Origin of the sequence: Geothrix edaphica, assembly GCF_030268045.1 — a bacterium.
Lineage (GTDB): Bacteria > Acidobacteriota > Holophagae > Holophagales > Holophagaceae > Geothrix > Geothrix edaphica.
In genome coordinates this window covers 750,261-767,796 of record NZ_BSDC01000001.1, presented here as the reverse complement: position 1 = coordinate 767,796, position 17,536 = coordinate 750,261, and the positions used below count along the sequence as shown (strand labels likewise).

General features: G+C 68.0%; 13 protein-coding genes. 5 read left to right on the top strand and 8 right to left on the bottom strand.

What is annotated here, in order from left to right:
• Window positions 1-9 precede the first annotated feature (9 nt).
• Window positions 10-888, top strand: a complete 879-nt coding sequence (gene lepB, locus QSJ30_RS03380) for a signal peptidase I (RefSeq protein WP_285606372.1) — start codon at window positions 10-12, stop codon at window positions 886-888.
• Window positions 889-894: 6 nt separating this feature from the next.
• The gene (locus QSJ30_RS03375) at window positions 895-1,728 is read left to right on the top strand and encodes a S1/P1 nuclease (RefSeq protein WP_285606371.1); all 834 of its coding nucleotides are present in this window, start codon (window positions 895-897) and stop codon (window positions 1,726-1,728) included.
• Window positions 1,729-1,735: 7 nt separating this feature from the next.
• Here the strand turns inward: QSJ30_RS03375 and QSJ30_RS03370 are convergent, their stop codons facing one another.
• Genes QSJ30_RS03370 through QSJ30_RS03360 form a run of 3 tightly spaced genes read right to left on the bottom strand, consistent with a single transcriptional unit; the run spans window position 1,736 to window position 5,741 of the window.
• On the bottom strand, window positions 1,736-4,024 hold the full coding sequence (locus tag QSJ30_RS03370; RefSeq protein WP_285606370.1) for a polysaccharide biosynthesis tyrosine autokinase: 2,289 nt from the start codon (window positions 4,022-4,024) through the stop codon (window positions 1,736-1,738).
• The gene (locus QSJ30_RS03365) at window positions 4,021-4,491 is read right to left on the bottom strand and encodes a low molecular weight protein-tyrosine-phosphatase (RefSeq protein WP_285606369.1); all 471 of its coding nucleotides are present in this window, start codon (window positions 4,489-4,491) and stop codon (window positions 4,021-4,023) included. The genes QSJ30_RS03370 and QSJ30_RS03365 overlap by 4 nt, the downstream gene beginning before the upstream one ends.
• Window positions 4,492-4,550: 59 nt before the next feature.
• The gene (locus QSJ30_RS03360) at window positions 4,551-5,741 is read right to left on the bottom strand and encodes a polysaccharide biosynthesis/export family protein (RefSeq protein WP_285606368.1); all 1,191 of its coding nucleotides are present in this window, start codon (window positions 5,739-5,741) and stop codon (window positions 4,551-4,553) included.
• Window positions 5,742-6,050: 309 nt separating this feature from the next.
• Here QSJ30_RS03360 and QSJ30_RS03355 point away from each other — a divergent pair, with 309 nt between their 5' ends.
• The 3 genes from QSJ30_RS03355 to QSJ30_RS03345 all read left to right on the top strand — a co-directional run bounded on the left by QSJ30_RS03355 (window position 6,051) and on the right by QSJ30_RS03345 (window position 11,798).
• A complete protein-coding gene (locus tag QSJ30_RS03355) occupies window positions 6,051-7,991 on the top strand; it encodes a nucleoside-diphosphate sugar epimerase/dehydratase (protein WP_285606367.1) in 1,941 nt (646 codons plus the stop codon).
• Between the two features lie 81 nt (window positions 7,992-8,072).
• The gene (locus QSJ30_RS03350) at window positions 8,073-10,541 is read left to right on the top strand and encodes a right-handed parallel beta-helix repeat-containing protein (RefSeq protein ID WP_285606366.1); all 2,469 of its coding nucleotides are present in this window, start codon (window positions 8,073-8,075) and stop codon (window positions 10,539-10,541) included.
• A gap of 39 nt (window positions 10,542-10,580) precedes the next feature.
• Complete coding sequence (locus QSJ30_RS03345) at window positions 10,581-11,798, top strand: glycosyltransferase family 4 protein (RefSeq protein WP_285606365.1); 1,218 nt, start codon at window positions 10,581-10,583, stop codon at window positions 11,796-11,798.
• Here QSJ30_RS03345 and QSJ30_RS03340 read toward each other — a convergent pair.
• The 5 genes from QSJ30_RS03340 to QSJ30_RS03320 are packed head-to-tail and all read right to left on the bottom strand — an operon-like array spanning window position 11,774 to window position 17,529.
• Window positions 11,774-12,826, bottom strand: a complete 1,053-nt coding sequence (locus tag QSJ30_RS03340; protein ID WP_285606364.1) for a glycosyltransferase — start codon at window positions 12,824-12,826, stop codon at window positions 11,774-11,776. The genes QSJ30_RS03345 and QSJ30_RS03340 overlap by 25 nt on opposite strands.
• Window positions 12,823-13,551 carry a CatB-related O-acetyltransferase gene (locus tag QSJ30_RS03335; protein WP_285606363.1) on the bottom strand — a complete coding sequence of 243 codons (729 nt, stop codon included), beginning with the start codon at window positions 13,549-13,551 and terminating at the stop codon, window positions 12,823-12,825. The genes QSJ30_RS03340 and QSJ30_RS03335 overlap by 4 nt, the downstream gene beginning before the upstream one ends.
• A gap of 5 nt (window positions 13,552-13,556) precedes the next feature.
• The gene (locus QSJ30_RS03330; protein ID WP_285606362.1) at window positions 13,557-14,714 is read right to left on the bottom strand and encodes a hypothetical protein; all 1,158 of its coding nucleotides are present in this window, start codon (window positions 14,712-14,714) and stop codon (window positions 13,557-13,559) included.
• Window positions 14,711-16,246: an O-antigen ligase family protein gene (locus QSJ30_RS03325; RefSeq protein ID WP_285606361.1), complete on the bottom strand. Its 1,536-nt coding sequence runs from the start codon at window positions 16,244-16,246 to the stop codon at window positions 14,711-14,713. The genes QSJ30_RS03330 and QSJ30_RS03325 overlap by 4 nt, the downstream gene beginning before the upstream one ends.
• Window positions 16,243-17,529 carry a lipopolysaccharide biosynthesis protein gene (locus tag QSJ30_RS03320; RefSeq protein ID WP_285606360.1) on the bottom strand — a complete coding sequence of 429 codons (1,287 nt, stop codon included), beginning with the start codon at window positions 17,527-17,529 and terminating at the stop codon, window positions 16,243-16,245. Before QSJ30_RS03320 ends, QSJ30_RS03325 begins: the two co-directional genes overlap by 4 nt.
• Between the last annotated feature and the right edge of the window lie 7 nt (window positions 17,530-17,536).

Here is a 17,536-nt window from a genome sequence, read left to right as displayed (position 1 = left end):
GGAGCCGACATGGCCGCTGACCTTCCCGCCGACAAGACCCCCGAAGCCGAGATCGAACTGCCGCCCGGCGCCGCCAAGGGCGCGGTGCGGGACAACCTGGAAGTGATCTGCTTCGCGATGATCCTGATCCTGTTCTTCAAGACGTTCGTGGGTCAGCAGTTCAAGATCCCCTCCGCATCCATGCGCAACACGCTGATGATCGGCGACCACCTGCTGGCCAACAAGTTCATCTTCGCCCGGCCCCAGTGGGCCTGGGAGGAGACGCTGTTCCCCATGCGGAGCGTGAAGCGCGGTGACATCATCGTGTTCCGCTACCCCATCGACCGCGACCAGGACTACGTGAAGCGCTGCGTGGCCCTGGCTGGCGACACGGTGGAGATGCGCAACAAGCGCCTCTACGTGAACGGGAAGCAGGTCACCGGGCCCTTCGAGTTCCAGTTCGGCCGCAGCACCGATGGCCCCACGCCCGGGCCCTGGCCCCTGGCCCGGAATGCCGGCGAGGCGGAACATCCTGTGGGCCTCTGGCGCCATGCGGATCCGGAGGTGCTGGCCCTCCATGACCACAACCAGATGCAGTCCATGAACAGCCTCATCCAGGAGGGGTTCAAGGACAACCTGGGCCCGGTGACCGTGCCCCCCGGCCACATCTTCGCCATGGGCGACAACCGCGACAACAGCATGGACAGCCGCTACTGGGGCTTCCTGCCCGCGGATCACCTCCGGGGCCGGCCCTTCATCGTGTGGTGGAGCTTCCGCGAGGGCGACACGGATAACGACAATGGCCGGGTGCCCGAGGGCCCCACGGACGTGGCCGCCGACTTCATCGACGCCGCCCGCCACTTCTTCACCCGCACCCGCTGGGAGCGGACCGGCACCATTCCCGAGTAGCCGGACATGAAGACCCCTCTCCTCCTGCTGCTCCTCGCGGCCCTGCCGCTTTCCGCCTGGGGCGACAAGGGCCACCGCGTCACCTGCGCCCTGGCCCTGGAGGGCCTGCCGCCTGGCCCCCGGGCCTGGTACGTGGGCCGCGAAGCCGAGGTGGAGGACCACGCCTCGGATCCCGACCACTGGCGCAGCGACCACAAGGAGGGGCCCCGGCACTTCTTCGACATGGAGCCGTACGGAGGGCCGGACCACCTCCCCCGGACGCTGGAGCAGGCCCGGGCGCAGATCGGCGGGGACTACTATCGCAAGGGGGTGGTGCCCTGGATCATCCAGGACCGTTGGCGGGACCTGGTGGACGCCTTCCGCTCCGGCGATGCGTCCCGGGTGGCCATGGCCACCGCCATCCTCAGCCACTACGTGGCGGACACCCATGTGCCCCTGCACACCACCGAGAACCACGACGGCCAGGCCACGGGCCAGCGGGGCGTCCACAGCCGCTGGGAATCAGGCCTGGTGGAGCGGTACTACAGCCAGGACGCGGTGAAGGCCCTTCCGGCCGAAGCCGATCCGGGCATCCTGGACCGCCCCTGGGACTGGCTTCGCGCCTCCCATGCCCTGGTCCCGCAGCTGCTGGAGGATGACCGGGCCGCTGATCGCACCACGCCCCTGGACGGCCAGGGGAAGGCCCTCCGCTCCCAGGCCTACTGGATGATCTTCTGGGCCAGGCAGGGGCCCGCCGTGAAGGGCCAGCTGCGCCTGGCGGGGAAGCACTTGGCGGATGCCATCCTCCAGGCCTGGATCGAGGCCGGAAAGCCGGGATGGCCGCCGCCCCCGCGGTCCTAGAGAGGCGTCAACCCTTCTCCGCCTTCCCGTAGGCATAGAGATACCCGTAGCGGTAGCGCTGATCGTAGTAGCTGAGGCCGGTGGGCATGATGTCGTTGAAGACGCACCCATCCAGGGAGATGCCGTTGGATTCGAGGCGCACCTGGCAGGTGCGCAACTCGTCCAGGGGATGCTGGCCCGCCTTCGCCACCAGCAGCACGAGCCCCACCTTGGAGCCGATGATCGCCGCGTCGGTGACAGGCAGCAACGGTGGAGCATCGAAGACGACGAACTCGTACTCCCGGCTGGCCTCGGCCACGAACGTCGAGAAGACGGGAGTCGTCAGCAGCTCCGCCGGGTGTCTGGGGATGGCGCCCGAACACAGCACCTGGAGCCCAGGCACGTCGGTGGACTGCACCGCGCTCCGCCAGGGCATCTTTCCCGAAAGGACTTCGGAGAGGCCGCCCTTGCGGGTATCCAGGCCAAAGTAGGCGTGCAGGCTACCTCGGCGCATGTCCGCGTCCACCAGCAGCACCTTGGCGTGGGCCTGGGCGAGCACCGCCGCGAGGTTGGTGCTGACGAAGGATTTCCCGACCATCGGGCTCGGGCCGGTGACCAGGACGGTCCGGGTGGTGAGATCCCGCAGGTAGAAGCCGAGCATGGTCCGAAGGCTCCGGAGGCTTTCGGTGGCCAGGTCGTCCGGATCCGCAAAGGCCAGGATGTGGGTGCCGGGGCGGCCCCCGCTGATGGCGTGCTGGTGGCCTTCCTGGGCCTTGCTATGGGGGATGGTGGCGAACACGGGAATGCCCAGACGGTTCTCGATGATGCGGTGATCCTCCACCCCCCGGAACAGCGCGGCCTTCCCGAGCACGAGGCCGATGCCGACCACCACGCCCAGGATGAGGAACACCGCCACCAGCATGGCCTTCTTCGGCTTCACGGGCTTGAGGCCGGGCATGGCGGCATCGATCACCCGCGTGTTCTGCGCCTCGCCGGCCTGCGTCACCTGGAGCTGCTTGATGCTGTTCAGGATCGTGGTGTAGAGCTCGGTATTGGCCTGCACATCCCTGGAGAGCCGCATGATGGTCTGTTGCGCGCCCGGGAGGGCCTGCACCTTCCGGTTCACTCCAGCGGATTCGCTCTCCAGCTTGGCGATCTGGGCATCGATGGTGGTCACCAGGTCCGAGCCTTCCATGTAGGTCCTCAGCAGCTCCTGCCGGCGCTGCTTCAGGGCCGAAATCTGAGTAGCCAGGGCTGCGCCGCGCTGGAGGGCCAGGTCCGTCTCCCGGACGAGATCCACAGCTCCGGTCTGGGCCCGGTACTGGTTCAGCTGGGCCTCCGCCTGCTTGAGCTTGTCCTGCACTTCAGGCAGCTGCTGCTGGAGGAGCGCCAGGGTCTGGCTGATCTCCCCGCTCTTGCGCTGGGCGTTCTGCCGCAGGTACTGCTTCATGATCTCGTTGAGGATGTCCGCCGCCAGGGCCGGGTTGGGATGCCGGTAGGCGAGAGCCAGGAGGTTGGTGGTCCGGTTGGCCTGGGAGGCGCCTTTTTCCGAAGCCTCCAGGTCGTTGCGGATGTCGGTGATGGCTGCCTGCAGGGGGCGGCGCTGGAGCCGGAAGGCCTGTCCTGGCTTGGCGGACAGGGTCCGGACCTGGAGCGTCAGCTTCTCCCCGCCCCAGGTGGCGGTGAGCAGGTCACCGGGGCGCCCGGTGGCCAGCAGCGCATCCTCCGGATACGCCGCGCCGGGATTCCCCTGGGCGGGGGGTTCAGAGGGCGACTTCCACGCGAAGGTGCCACCCGGCAGGGCGACGATCTGGAAGAGGAGCCCACGGAAGTGGGCGGGAATCTGGAAGGTCTCCACCTCCACCCTGGGCCCGGCCGCCTGGCTCCCCGCCAGGAGATCGCCGATGATGGGGAGGCGGACAGGCCGTGCCACCAGGTCGAGATCCAGGGCCTCCACTGTGCGCCCGAGGATCAGGCTGCTGCCGATGATCTCGATCTCGGTCAAAGCATCCGACGGCGGTGTGAACAGGTTTCCCATGCGGGCGAAGGCTGCATCCGAATCCCGCACATTCTTGGGCGGCTCGATCTGGAGCATGGCCTCAGCCTGGTAGATCGGCGTGCTCCGCCAGATGATGAAGAGCCCCAGCGCCATGCAGAAGGCGATGCTGGCCAGCATGAGGAGGCGGCCTTCCCACAGGGTGAGGAACCACTCCCGGAGGTCGATCTCCCGCAGCTCCTCCATGGCCCTCGCCGCGCGGGGAAGGAGGCCGGAAGCCGGGGGCGTCGGGCGGGACTGGGGAGATGGCGTGGATGTCATGCCGGCCTCTGCTCTGAACGGAGATGCGGCACCCAGGCCGTCACGGATTGTCGGATCGCGTCAAAGGCCAGCCGGAAGGCGTCTGGTCCCTGACCATAGGGATCGGAGATGTCGGGCGGTGGCGAACCCAGCCAGTGGCCCAGCAGGAAGATCCGCCCGCAGGCGCTGGGCACCAGATCCACGCACCAGGCCCGCTGGCGGGCATCCATGACCAGGATGAGATCCGACTCCAGCGCCATCTCCGGTGTCACCTGCCGCCCGCGGTGGGAGGCGATGTCCACGCCATGGGCCTTCATCAGGCGCATCGCCTCGGGATCCGGGGGGGCTCCCACCAGCGCATCCAGGCCTGCGGAACTGACCCGCACCGCAGGACCCAGAGCCTCCCGGAGCAGGCCCTCGGCCATGGGTGCGCGACAGTGGTTTCCCTCACACAGCACGAGAATGGACGTGATCGGCGGCTTTGACATCAAGAAACGGGCCCTGCAAGGAAGGGGGATGCCCGGGGCGGGCGGATCGGAGACAGGGCTCACCTCCGGTTGAGGAAGTAGTCCGATTCCGCGACCGTCAGCGCCGTGGAGTTGACCGCCGTGACCGTCGGGAGCAGCAGGTTCATGACCCGGTTGAAGCGCACCAGCGTCCCCGCATCGACGTAGACGATGTCCCTCGGGTTGAGCTGGAAGCGGTCCGCCAGCACCATGGCGGTGGGATTGCGCGCATCGAGGTGGTACACGTCCACCCCCCGGGCGGTCTCGCCCTGCCGGATGACGTAGATGGAGCGGGCATCGGCACTCATCCCCTGGATACCGCCCGCATCCGAAAGCGCCTTGGCCAGGGAGAGATTCCCGTGGACCAGGGGCAAGGTGCCGGGGCGGACCAGCTCGCCGAGCATGTAGACCGGGTTCTCGAGGGCGCTGGGCACCTGCAGGGAATCCCCGTCTTTCAGGAGGATCTGCGCGATGCGGTTGCCCGAGGCCAGCGAGCCCTGGAAATTCAGCCGCCAGACCTGCTGCCCGCGGGTGAGGGTCATGCGGCTGTCGTCCGCGGTCGGCAGGAATCCCCCAGCCCGGTTGATGGCCTCGGCCAGCGTGAACGGCACATCGGTCACGTTGTGCACAGCGGGGTTCCGGACCTCGCCCCCCACATAGACTTTCTGGGACCGGTAGGCGATGACCTTCACGTCGATCTGGGGGTTCTGGAGCATCTTGGAGAGGCGGCTGATGAGCGCCACACGCGCCTGCGAGGTGGTCATCCCCGCCACCTTGAGGCTCCCCACATGGGGGAAGTAGATCTCCCCGGCCTCGTCCACCACGGTCCCCGAACTGGCATCCTGGCGGTACTGGCCCAGGGGCAGGGAGATCTCAGGGTGGTCCCACACCGTCACCAGGAGCACGTCCTGGGGGCCGATGCGGTAGGGAAGCGCCTTCTCCTGGAACAGCGCGTCCAGGGAGGCCGGATCAGGAGTGCGTGGCTTCTGGGCCGCCACCGCATCGGCGCTTAGGGAACGCAGGGTGACGTTGAGCCCATCCATCTGGGTGGTGGTCTCGCGGCGCCCCGGCCGCACATTCAGTTTCATGCCGGGCGCTGTGCAGGCGCCGAGCAGCAGCAGGGCCCCAAGCGCCGCCGTCAGGCGGGGCCACGCACCCCTCGCCCGGGCGGAAGAAGCCGCATCCGTCAGCACCGGCGTGGAAAGGGGGAGGAAATCCTGAAGGATGGTCATCTTGATCTCCGCAGCGGGCGCTCCACAAGGTGGCATCAAGCGTGAAATGCTGATTAAAAAATCGTAAATTACCTATTCAAGGAGAATCATTCAAAGCCACTTGGCATGCGGTCGATCAACATCAGCCTGAATGAATTCAAAGAATACTGACCGAGAGCGGGCAAGCAAGCACTTTTTATTGATAATTTGCAGAATTTGACTATTTTTTCTTCTTGCTGTCTTTGTTTTTCAAGCATTTCAATTGCCATCACGACAGACCCGCATGTAGGATGGCGGGAGTTTTCTCCGAAGGCGAGACACAGGAACCCCATGTCCTCCCACCCAACGACAAGCGAGATCATCAAGACCCAGTGGTTCCGTCAGGTCATCAAGCTGATCCTCGACGGCCAGATGGGGCTGGTGGCCTGGCTGGTGATGTCCGAGCTGACCCAGGACTCCGCCTTCAGCGCCTCGACTGTGGCGGTCTGGTGCCTCATCGTCATGTCCGCCAGCGCGATATTCCGGAACACGCATCAGCACTACCGCATGGCGGGCTTCAAGGATCTGGTGTCGACCATGCTGGCCGCCCTGGCGGCCTTCCTGGTCGCCGCAGGCGCCATGGCCTTTGGCGTGAGCCTCTCGCCGAACCGGGGCTACCTCTTCCTGTTCATGGCCAGCCTGTTCACCGGCATGCTGTGGACAAGCATCCGGCTCGTCACCCGCGCCATCTACGAGGGGGAGATCCCCTTTTTCAGCTCGGTGCTGAGCAGGTCCAATCCGGTGGCCCGGGCTCTCATCGTCGGGGCCGGCAGGGCCGGTTTCCTGGTCGCGGAGGAGCTGAAGCGGCACCAGGAGCTGGGCGCCGTGGTCGTGGGATTCGTCGATGATGCCTTCGAGAAGCAGGGCCTGCGCATCCAGGGCATCCCCGTCCTCGGCACCACCGAGCTGATCCCGATGATCATCCAGGAGAACCAGATCAGCCAGGTGATCATGGCCATCCCCAGCGCGCCCGGCCAGGTGGTCCGCCACATCCGGAACGTGGTCAGGGCCACGGGTGTGGAACTCAAGACCGTGCCCGGCTTCTACAACCTGCTGGGCAATCAGCCCTGGCAGCCGGAGATCCGCAATGTGTCCATCGAGGACCTCCTGCGGCGGGATCCGATCCACCTGGACCAGACCGCCCTGGGCCGGATCCTCCACGACGCCGTGGTGCTGATCACCGGCGGCGGCGGCTCCATCGGCAGCGAGCTCGCCCGGCAGGTGGCCACCTACAGCCCCGCGAGGATCGTGCTCCTCGGGCGGGGGGAGTACAGCCTCTGGCTCATCGAGCGGGAGCTGCGCGCCACCTTCCCCAGCCTGCCGCTGAGCATCGAGCTCTGCGATATCCGCCAGAAGGAGCGCCTCCACCAGGCCTTCCTGCGCTGGAAGCCGGGGGTGGTGTTCCACACCGCGGCCCACAAGCACCTGCCCTTTCTTGAGCTGTATCCCGAAGAGGCCATCGAGAACAACATCTTCGGAACCAGGCAGGTGCTGGATGCAGCCCTCGGTGTGGGCACACGGATCTTCGTGAATGTGTCCACCGACAAATCGGTGAATCCCACCAATGTGCTCGGCGTCTCCAAGTTCCTCGCGGAGACCATCGTCCGGGCGGGCGCCGACCACGCTGCGCCTGGCACCAAGCTGGTGAGCGTCCGTTTCGGGAACGTCCTCGGCAGCCGGGGCAGCGTGGTGCCCATCTTCCGGGAGCAGATCCTGCGGGGGGGGCCGCTCACAGTGACGGATCCCAAGATGACCCGCTACTTCATGACGGTGCCCGAGGCCAGCCAGCTCGTGCTCCAGGCCGGCCTGCTGGGCGAGACCGGGAAGGTCTACGTCCTGGACATGGGCGATCCCGTGCGGATCCTCGACCTGGCCAAGGACATGATCACCCTCTCGGGCCTGGATCCGGAGCTCGACATCGAGATCAAGTTCACGGGGATCCGGCCCGGCGAAAAGCTCTTCGAGGAGTTGTTCCACACCAAGGAGACCCGCCAGAGCTGCGTGCATCCCAAGGTCTTCGAAGCCCTCCAGGAGTCAAGCGCCCAGACCACCGTGGAAGGCTGGCTCCAGGCTCTGCGGCAGACACTGGCCATCGAGGACGAGGCCCTGCGCCGCCGGGAGATCCTGCATCTGTTCCGGCGCCTGGTCCCCTCCTATGTCCCCGCCGCCAATGGGTTGGGCGGCTTCTCCGAAGCCCCCGAGACCATCGAACTCCCCAGGGCCGCCGGCTAGGGTTCCACCGGAGGTCCGCTTTCCAGGCCCCCAAGCAGCCGCAATTCCAGGGGCCACGGCGAGAAACGGAGGAGGACGGCCATGATCCCGTTAGAGACACCTCGAGCCTTGGCCCGCCTGGGCTTGTGCCTGCTGCCCCTCCTCCTGGCTGGGGCCTGCGGCAGCGGAGGTCAGGAGGCCGTGCCCGCCCCATCCGCCCCGCCGGCCGTGCAGAACCTGCTGAAGGAAGTGTTCGTGGCGCCCGAGGGCCTGCCCGGCAACCCCGGCACCCTGGCGGCGCCGACCACCCTGGAAGGCGCCCAGGCCCTGCTCCGCCAGGTGCCCCGCGCCACCCCGGGGATCCTTCGCGTCACCCTGCGCGGTGGCCGCTACCTCCGGACCTCCACCTTCGCGCTGGTCGCGGCAGACTCCGGGTCCGCCGCCAACCCGGTGGAATACGTCGCCTACGCCGGGGAGACACCGCGCCTGGTGGGTGGCGCCGCCATCGACCCCCAGGCCCTGCGCACGGTGGCGTCGACGGATCCCAACTGGGCGCGCCTGGACAGCGCAGCCCGCCCCTATATCCGGGTGGCCGACCTGGGGGCCCTCCGCGCGGGAATGGGGAGTCTCGCGAGCCGCACCGCCGCTGGCGGCGAGGTGAACCGGGCCATGGAAGCCTTCGCCGACGGCCGCCCCCTCACCCTGGCCCGGTACCCGAAGGCCGTGGAGGCCGGCTCCGTGAACCTCTCACCGCCGGCCACCTTGCGGGTGTCGGGCAGCCTCACGCCTGATGCCACCGGGGACTACGCCTACAAGGGGACGGACGCCTACGGCCATCCCTACTACCAGCTGGCCAAGGGCGGGGAGCTCTGGTCCATCGCCGCCTCCGCCGCCTCGGCGGACTGGAACCTGTCCAACCGCCGCGACCTGGGGGGTACGGGCACCGCCGCCACCTGGGGCAGCTGGGAGACCTTCGCCGGACCGGCGGGCACCTTCCCCCCCTTCTCGGGCGCGAGCGGCAACGCCTTCATCGCGCCCGCCGACGGCAGCCGGCCCATGCCTGGCTTCATGCTCATCCGGGCCACCGACGGAAGCACGCAGATCACGGCACCTGAATCGCGCATGGGACTCTGGCGCGCGGGCGAGGCCATGTACTTCGGCGAGGGCTACTACGCCTGGGCCGCCTACCATGGCGCCCTCTCGTCGATCGATCCAGCGGGCGGGACCCTCCAACTCTCCACGAGCCCCCCCTACGGGCTGCGCGAGGGCCACCCCTTCTTTCTCTACAACCTGCTCGAGGAGCTCACCGATCCCGGCGACTACTTCATCGACCGGGTGAATGCGCGGCTGTACCTGCGCCCCCCTTCAGATGTCCTGCCGAACGAGCTCCTGCTCTCGACCCTCACCTCGCCGCTGCTCAGCCTGCGCGGTGTGGGCCGCGTGACCTGGAGCGGGATCAGCTTCGAGGCGGCCCAGGGCAACCTGGTGGACGCCCAGACCTGCACCCGGGTGACCTTCAGCCGCTGCCGGTTCCTCAACGCCGGGGGGTGGGGTCTGCTCCTGGGCGGGTCCGCCAACCATGTCGACGCCTGCGAACTGGCCTACCTGGGCAAGGGCGGGATCTGGGCCTGCGGCGGCAGCCGGCCCACCCTGACCGACAGCGGCACGGTGTTGGAGAACTGCGACATCCATCACTACGACCGCCTGTTCTGGAGCTATCTGCCAGGCATCCAGCTCACCTCCATCAACTACGTCCCCTTCAACGACGACTGCAGCGGCATCACGGTCCAGCACAACGAGATCCACCATGCCCCGCACCAGGCGATCCTCTTCCAGGGCAACAACCACACGTTCCGCTACAACCTCATCCACCACGTGTGCCAGTGGACCAACGATGCCGGGGCCATCTACTCGCAGCGGGACTGGGCCAGCCAGGGGAACCTGCTCCAGTTCAACCTGATCCGCCATGGCGGCGGCCCCTTCGGCACCTGGACCCCGGCCATCTACCTCGACACCGGCGGCAGCGGCGTCACCATCGAGGGCAACATCCTGTACCAGGCCGGCCCCACCCTGGCCATCCAGCACAACGGCGGCCGCGACGTGAAGATGCGCTACAACGTGATTTCCGGAGGCTGGTTCGGGGCGGTCTCGGTGAACTATGTCACCACCTATGCCAACAACATCCCGGGCAGCAGCCTGAACCTGCTGGAGAGGCTCGCCCACTTCGCCTACCAGGCTCCCCCCTGGTCCACGGCCTACCCCTGGCTGGCCCCCATTCCCAACGACTGGACCCAGGTCCAGGGCAGCCACTGGCTCGAGCCGGAAAACTGCGTCTTCTACGGCAACCTGTTCCAGGGCCGCTCCTCGGACGCCATCCGCCAGGAGAACGTGTTCCCGGCCCTGGCTCCGCCGCTGGCCTGGTTCGCCCAGGTCTCCAACAACCCGGTCCAGGTGGACCCCCAGTTCACGGACCCGGCGAACCTGGACTTCCGCCTCAGGGCCGGCAGTCCGATGTACGGCATCCCCGGTTTCCCGGGCATCGACGCCGCCAAGATCGGCATCCAGCGCTAGATTAGGGGCATCCCTTCCCCCTCCTCCAGGAAAGCACCCATGGACCTCCTCTACGTGTCGCGGCTCTGCTCGGAATCGCGACTGGCGGTTCTCCTGCGCGAGCAGCCGGTCAAGCCCGCCCAGCAGGAGCAGAAGTTCCATGGCCTGCTGGCCCGGGGCCTGGCCGCCACCAACGGGCCCGTGACCGCCCTCTCCCTGCTTCCCCATCGTCCCGGAACCCGGGGCCTCCCCACCCAGGAGGACGAATCCGAGGGCGGCCTGGACTACCGGTACCTGTCCCTGCGGATGCTCCCGGGCATCTCCCACGCCGTGGTCTTCCTGTGGAGCCTGGCCACGACCCTGCGCTGGCGCTTCTCCCGGAGGGCCGGGCCCTGTTTCGTGCTCTGCGACGTGCTGGACCTCTCCATCTCCGCCGGAGCCTGGGTGGCCGCAGCGATGACCCGCACCCCCACCCTGGCCATCGTCACCGATGTTCCCGACATCCTCCACGACTACATCGGCGGGGGCGACTCGACCTTCCGGCGCCTGCTCATCCGGGCCTACCGGGCGCTGGCCACAGGCCTGACGGAACGCTACGACGCCTACCTGGTGCTGACGGAGGCCATGAATCCCGTGGTCAATCCGCGTCGCCGGCCCCACGTGGTGATCGAAGGCATGGTCGATCCCGCCATGGCCGCCACGGACAACACCCTGCCCGGCAAGCGGCCCGAGGGCGTGATCCTCTACGCCGGGGCCCTCTACGCGAAGTACGGGGTGCGCACCCTGATCGATGCCTTCCAGCGCCTGCCCGAGCCTGATGCACGGCTTTGGCTATACGGCAGCGGCGAGCTCGAAGCGCAGATCCGCGACGCCCAGGCGCGGGACCCCCGCATCACCTTCTGGGGCGTGCGGCCCAATGCGGAGGTGGTGGTCGCAGAGGTGGAGGCCACCCTGCTCGTGAATCCGCGCCCCTCGACGGAAGCCTTCACCCGCTTCTCCTTCCCCTCGAAGAACATGGAGTACATGGCCTCCGGCACCCCTGTGCTCACCACCCCCCTGCCCGGCATGCCGCCCGAATACCTCGACCATGTCTTCACCTTCGACGCGGAGCATGAGGAGGGCATGGCCCGCACACTGGCCTCGCTGCTGGCCCAGCCCAGGGAGGCCCTGCATGCCAGGGGCCTCGGCGCCAAGGCCTTCGTCCTCTCCTGCAAGACCAGCCACCACCAGGCCCGCCGCGTGAGCGCCCTGCTTCAGGCTGTGGTGCGCGGAGGCTGATCCAGTCCCTGGGCCTGGAAGTAGGCTGCGAGGGCCTCGGCCCAGTCCTTCAGCTCGTGAACCAGGACGTGGGGATGGGGCGGGAGGTGGTAGCCCGAGAGCCCCATGGGGGTCGTGATGAACGGGGCGCCCGCCTTCAGCAGGTCGGCGACCTTGAGCTTGATGCCGCAGCCGTGGACATCCGGCACACAGAACAGCCCGTCGCCCTCGAAGGGAAGGCCGTCGCCCGCGAACCGGCCATGGCCGTGGATGCCGCGGGCGGGAGCGCCGTAGGCTTCGGAGCCGTGGCCGAAGAGGTGGAGTTCCACCTGGGGCATCCGTGCCCGCAGCCGGGGGAACACCTCCTGGCAGAGCAGCTTCAGGCCGATGGCGGTGTGCGAGGCCGCGGCGCTTCCGAAGAAGACCAGCCTGGGCACCGTGGGAGCCCGCAGGTCCTCCCGCAGGGCCAGGCCCGGGTCGACCACCGGCCACCAGGAGCTCGGGGCGAGGGGCGAGAGCAGCCTGGCGAAGGCCAGCTCCTCCTCGGTGATGAACGCCAGGCTCGCCTTCGGGTCGGCGAGAATCTCCATCTCGAGCCGGGAGTACAGGAACAGGTTCAGGCTGTGCCTCAGGTTGGTGGGCACGTGACCCAGCAGCTGTCGGCAGCGGCCCAGGCTGTAGAAGTTGTGGGAGCGGGCCTGGATCTGCGCGGCAGGGAACATCTGGCGCAAGGCCCGATAGAAGAAGATCTCGCCCGCGAAGATCTCCTCGAAGCCTCCCGCCACCCCCGCCAGACAGCGGCGGAGCGAACCTTCCAGCAGCTCATAGGGCGGGCGCCCCCGCAGGATGTTCCAGGCCTTTTCGGCGGCGGTGGCGGTGGCGATGGGCAGGGCCCCGTCCTGCCGCGCCGCGGACGGGGCGCTGCGGTAGACGACCACGTCCTCCGGTCCCGGCGCCAGGCGCGCCAGGTCGGCGGCGACGGCGAGGCTGTAGCCGTCCTGCCGCCCGGGCTCGCAGGGAAGGATCATCAATCGGCGGGTTCCGCTCATGGGGCCTCGGAGGGCGTCGGGTCAGGGGAGGGAGTATCCGGGAGCGATCTCGAGTCCACGCGGCAGGCCGCCAGGAAGGCGGGCACGTCCCGGAAGGCGGCAGCGTGATCGCGGATCCAGTCCAGGGGCCGGTCCCACCAGCGGATCTCCAGCAGCTGGCGGATGGTCTCGTCATCGAAGCGCTGCCCCAGCTTGCGGGCGGGAACGCCCCCGTAGATGGCGTAGGGCTCCACATCGGTCCGCACCAGGGCACCTGCGGCCAGAATGGCCCCGTCGCCGATGCGCACCCCCTCCAGGATCCTCACCCCGTAGCTGATGAGCACGTCATGGCCGATGACCACCCCCACGCGGCGCGCCGGATCGGCGAAGGCGTACTCCTCGTAGGCCTGGGTCTTCGCAAAGGTGAATCCCGCCTGCCGCTTCAGGGAGTAGAAGGCCGGATGGGTCGAGACGAACTCCGAGATGGGATGGCGCCCGGGGATGGTGGCCACGTCCGCGCTGATGGAGCAGAAGCGCCCCACCGTGGCCTCGATCCGGCAGTCCTCCCCCAGGTAGCTGCCGTAGCCCAGGCGGCCGCTGAAGACGGTGCCCGCCAGGAAGGTGTTCCCCCCCTCCAGCTCGCTGTGGTAGCCGATCAGGCAGCGCGGTCCGATCCGGATGCCCCGGCGGCGGCCCATCACGGAGAACTTCACCCATTTCGCCAGGCGCTTGAGGATTCCCAGCATCGGCCTCACTCCTTTCCCGTCAGCTTCGCCTTCAGCCGCCCCCGGAGGATGCGCAGGGCGTAGCGCAGGAGGCTCTTGTAGGAAGGGCAGCGGACATCGTACTTCATCCGCGTGTCAGACAGATCCGGACCGGGCGGGGGCGGGGCCGCCACAGCGGTGTCGTAGAGCCTGATCAGGCTTCCCGGAACGGCATGGAGGATGTTCGCCTCGTGGGGCCGGAAGGCGAGGTCGAAAGCCCGCACCACCTGGAAGGGCGCCGGTTCCAGGCTGAGCCAGTAGCGTGCGCCGAGCCGGTTCCCCTTCATGCCGTAGAGGTCCACGCACAGGTCCTCCGCGGCGAGCCCCAGCGGCTCGTGGAGCCGCATGGACTCGAAGAACGCGTCATAGACCGCCCGTGAGGAATCCAGGTCGGGGAAGCGGTAGGGCACCTCGTGCGCTTCCTGAAGGGGAACCTGGTAGCCGTTCTCCCGCCCCGTGTTGTGCTGGCCCAGATCGCTGAAGTTGGTGGCCAGGGACACCCTGGGATAGACGAAGAAGCGCTGGGTCTCGATGCAGTAGCGGATGTGGTGCTTCAGCCAGGAGTGGTCCGACCATTGGGTCACATTGGCGGGGATGGCGGGGTGGGGGTCGCAGGCGCCGCCGTGCTGGTCGAGCCACTGACGGAAGCGCGACCAGCCCGCCCGCGACCAGATCTGCCCCCAGGAGCAGGCGAATTGCATGAAGTAGGCGTCGACGGGTTCGGGCAGGGGCTGGAAGGGCCGATCGCAGCCCACATTCCACAGGTGGCTGTACAGGGCGATCCCCGCGATGCGGTCATCGTCGCGGTACCGCTCGATGGCCTGGACGGCGAAGCGGTGGAGGTTGGGGGACACGTACAGATCGTCCTCCAGCACCAGGAGGTGCCCGTAGGTCTCCGTGAGATCGCCGCAGGAGAGGATGTGCTGCTTGAGGCCCAGCCGCCGGGGGAAGGTGCGGATGGTCTTCTCCCCGTGCCTCCAGGTGAAGGCTTCCGCGACCCGCTGCACCTCCTCGTTGCCCGAGTGGTCCAGGCTCACAATCAGGGGCACCCGGCCCTCAAAGGCCACCCGGTCCAGGGAGGCCAGCAACCTCGAGAGCGCATGGGGGCGGTCATAGCCCACGACGACGATGGCCAGATCCGTCATGGCAGCGGGCTCCTCTGGATGGAGTCAGCCGGAGGCGGCCCTTCAGGGGTTTCCGCGGCGACAGGCCGGGCGCGGCTGGCGAAGAAGGCGTACCAGATCATCATCCACACCACGTTGAAGTACCAGCGGTTGGCGGTCATGTGATCGGACAGGGAGTTCAGGAGCAGCACCGTGGCCGCCCCCGCCCCCGCCAGGGACAAGGCGAAGCGGGCTGATTCCGCAGCCCCGGGCTTGAACGCCACGAAAGAGAGCAGCAGACCCGAGGGAAGCAGGAAGTAGAGCAGGCCGCACAGCACCCCGAAGGCGATGCCGTAGGTCAGGTAGTCGTTGTGTGGGTAGATCCCCAGGGGTTCCACGTACAGCGACCAGCCGACGCCGCTGGGGTTGTCCATGAGGTAGCTGAAGGACTTCTTCCAGCGCCAGGCCCGGTCGGCGGTGGCTGTGGCGGGGCCTCCCCCTCCCACCCTCACTTCGTACCGGGTGACCGCATAGCGCTGCACGCCCTCAGGCAGCACTGCCCAGGCGCCCACCAGGAGTCCCCCGCCCGCCACCAGCACCAGGGCGTAGCGCCGCACCGAGAAGCGTCGCTTGCCCAGCAGGAGGATCAGCACGATGCCCGCCAGGGCCGCCAGGGAGCTGCCGACGCTGCCTGTGACCAGCAGGAAGTAGCCGGAGAGGGCCAGGCAGGCGGCGGCCGCCAGGCGCACCCCCCGCCCGACCTGGGCCACGGCCACGGCGAAGGAGGCGCAGATCAGCGCTGCGAGCACGATGCCCACCTGGGTGCGGATCATCTGGATGTCCAGCTGGCCCAAGCGGAAGGTCGATACGTTGAGCATCCCTTCCCGCAGGGCGTTGGCGTCGAAAGTGGGCTTCCCCAGGGTCCTGGCCAGCAGGAACATCAGCAGGGTCGGCACCAGGAAGCCCAGCACCAGGCCCTTCAGCAGCAGGTCCGGGTCGTGGTCCTCCCGGATCCGCGAGCAGATGAGCGGGATGAACAGGAAGGGGCCCAGCAGGTAGTTGGCCACGGAGACCCCCTGGGAGGTCAGCATCTCCATGGAGGCCCCTCCGGCCCAGGTGGTCCCCCAGGGGCGCGGCTGCGAGACGTCCGTGGTGTGGATGGTGGCGGTGGCAGGATCCAGCCACAGGGAGGCCAGGATGCTGATGACAAGCGAGAGCACCGCGAGGAAGAGCGCAACCTGGGCCAGTCTCGGCAGCCTGCCCACCCCGCTTCGCCGCGCCAGCGCGAAATAGACCGCCGCGCAGAAGAGGTTGAGGGCCACGGGGGTCGAGGTGTTGGCGGGATTCGCGGCGAGCACGGCGGTGAACACGATCCAGGTCAGGGGCCGGGCCGACCAGGCGAGGGTCGCGACCAGGGCGACGGCCAGCCCCAGCTCGGCCATGCGGTACGGCTCGCCCACCAGCAGGGAGACCAGGTTGATCCCCATGCCCAGCACGAACGGAAGGATCAGCGCCGAGCGGTTTCCTTCCGCCGCCCCGTCGGTGGAGAGGAGGGGAAGGTCCTGGGGGCTCATGGCCGCTCCTTGCGTGTCAGCACTGCGAGTTCCAAGTATCCGACCAGCGTCCGGGCGACCCGGCCGAGGAGCGATCCCAGCCCCACCGCCATCATGCCTCCCACGACCGGAACCAGCAGGTAGCTGCTGAGGGGGAACACCACCAGCCCGACGAGGATGCCCCGGCCCCAGAGCCAGGACCGCCCGGTGGCGAACAAGGTGTTGAAGGGCAGCGAGGCGGCCTCGATGACCGAGAACCAGAGGCAGACCTTCATCAGAGGCACCCCCTGGGCGTACTTGGGGATCGCCCAGGGCACCAGCAGGCCCAGCAGGACCGAGCTGAGCCCCACCACAGCCAGCATGGTGAGCGTCAAACCGGCGGTGACGAACAGCGAGCGGGCATGGGCGGTGCGCACGCTGCCCTCCCGCGCATAGGCCTCGACGACCCTGGGAGTGAGCACCTGGTAGACCGACTGGGGGAGGACGTTCAGGCCATCGCGGATGACGACGGCCACGGCGAAGAGCCCGAGGCCCGTCAGCCCTCCGAGCGAAAGCATCAGGGCGCTTTCCGTGGCAACCCAGATGGAGGTGTTCAGACTCCCCCAGAGGCTGAAGGGAAGCCCCACCCGCACGACTTCACCGAGGGCCCGGCGGTCCAGCCGGTAGCGGATGCGCAGGGGTCTGCCCCGGTGGAGGAGGCCGGTCCCGGCCAGGCCCGGAACAGACCCTCGCAGGCATAGTCCGAAGAAGCCCAGGAAGGGAACGAGGAAGACCAGCGCGAAGCTGAGCGCAGCCTGGATGAGCTGGACCCGGGCAAGAGACACGAACTGGTGGATGGTCCGGTAGGTGGCGCGCAGATACCCTGCGTAGTACACCCCCCAGGCGGAGAGCACCTGGGAGAGCCAGCCGCTGAAGGCGTAGAGGTCCCCGCGGATGATGGCCGCCACGGCCAGGGCCAGGAAGACCCCCGAAGCCCCGGCGGACACCAGCAGGTTCCAGGCCCCGGCGGCCGAGGCGACGACTTCGACCTGATCCGGCTGGTTGCGCCCCGTGTAGAAGGGGATCTGCCGCCAGAGCCCGTCGAAGGTCCCGAGATGCAGGAAGGTGAGATACAGAAGGGGGATGGTGTAGGTGCGGAAGCGGCCCGCTTCCTCGGGACCGATGAACCGGGCCACCAGCAGCCCGCCCAGGGCCCCGAGGATGGACGCGGCCATGTTGCCGCTGAACAGCGCGGCCACCGAGCCCAGAATGGGTCGATAGCGGGAGGCCCGCTCGGCCAGACCGTCCAGGAGGGCGCTAGTCATCGCAACC

Excerpts from the sequence above, each read along its gene's own strand:
- QSJ30_RS03320 (WP_285606360.1), bottom strand. The coding sequence starts at position 17,529 with ATGACTAGCGCCCTCCTGGACGGTCTGGCCGAGCGGGCCTCCCGCTAT.
- QSJ30_RS03355 (WP_285606367.1), top strand. The coding sequence starts at position 6,051 with ATGTCCTCCCACCCAACGACAAGCGAGATCATCAAGACCCAGTGGTTC.
- QSJ30_RS03365 (WP_285606369.1), bottom strand. The coding sequence starts at position 4,491 with ATGTCAAAGCCGCCGATCACGTCCATTCTCGTGCTGTGTGAGGGAAAC.
- lepB (WP_285606372.1), top strand. The coding sequence starts at position 10 with ATGGCCGCTGACCTTCCCGCCGACAAGACCCCCGAAGCCGAGATCGAA.
- QSJ30_RS03375 (WP_285606371.1), top strand. The coding sequence starts at position 895 with ATGAAGACCCCTCTCCTCCTGCTGCTCCTCGCGGCCCTGCCGCTTTCC.
- QSJ30_RS03340 (WP_285606364.1), bottom strand. The coding sequence starts at position 12,826 with ATGAGCGGAACCCGCCGATTGATGATCCTTCCCTGCGAGCCCGGGCGG.
- QSJ30_RS03360 (WP_285606368.1), bottom strand. The coding sequence starts at position 5,741 with ATGACCATCCTTCAGGATTTCCTCCCCCTTTCCACGCCGGTGCTGACG.
- QSJ30_RS03325 (WP_285606361.1), bottom strand. The coding sequence starts at position 16,246 with ATGAGCCCCCAGGACCTTCCCCTCCTCTCCACCGACGGGGCGGCGGAA.
- QSJ30_RS03335 (WP_285606363.1), bottom strand. The coding sequence starts at position 13,551 with ATGCTGGGAATCCTCAAGCGCCTGGCGAAATGGGTGAAGTTCTCCGTG.
- QSJ30_RS03370 (WP_285606370.1), bottom strand. The coding sequence starts at position 4,024 with ATGACATCCACGCCATCTCCCCAGTCCCGCCCGACGCCCCCGGCTTCC.
- QSJ30_RS03330 (WP_285606362.1), bottom strand. The coding sequence starts at position 14,714 with ATGACGGATCTGGCCATCGTCGTCGTGGGCTATGACCGCCCCCATGCG.
- QSJ30_RS03345 (WP_285606365.1), top strand. The coding sequence starts at position 10,581 with ATGGACCTCCTCTACGTGTCGCGGCTCTGCTCGGAATCGCGACTGGCG.
- QSJ30_RS03350 (WP_285606366.1), top strand. The coding sequence starts at position 8,073 with ATGATCCCGTTAGAGACACCTCGAGCCTTGGCCCGCCTGGGCTTGTGC.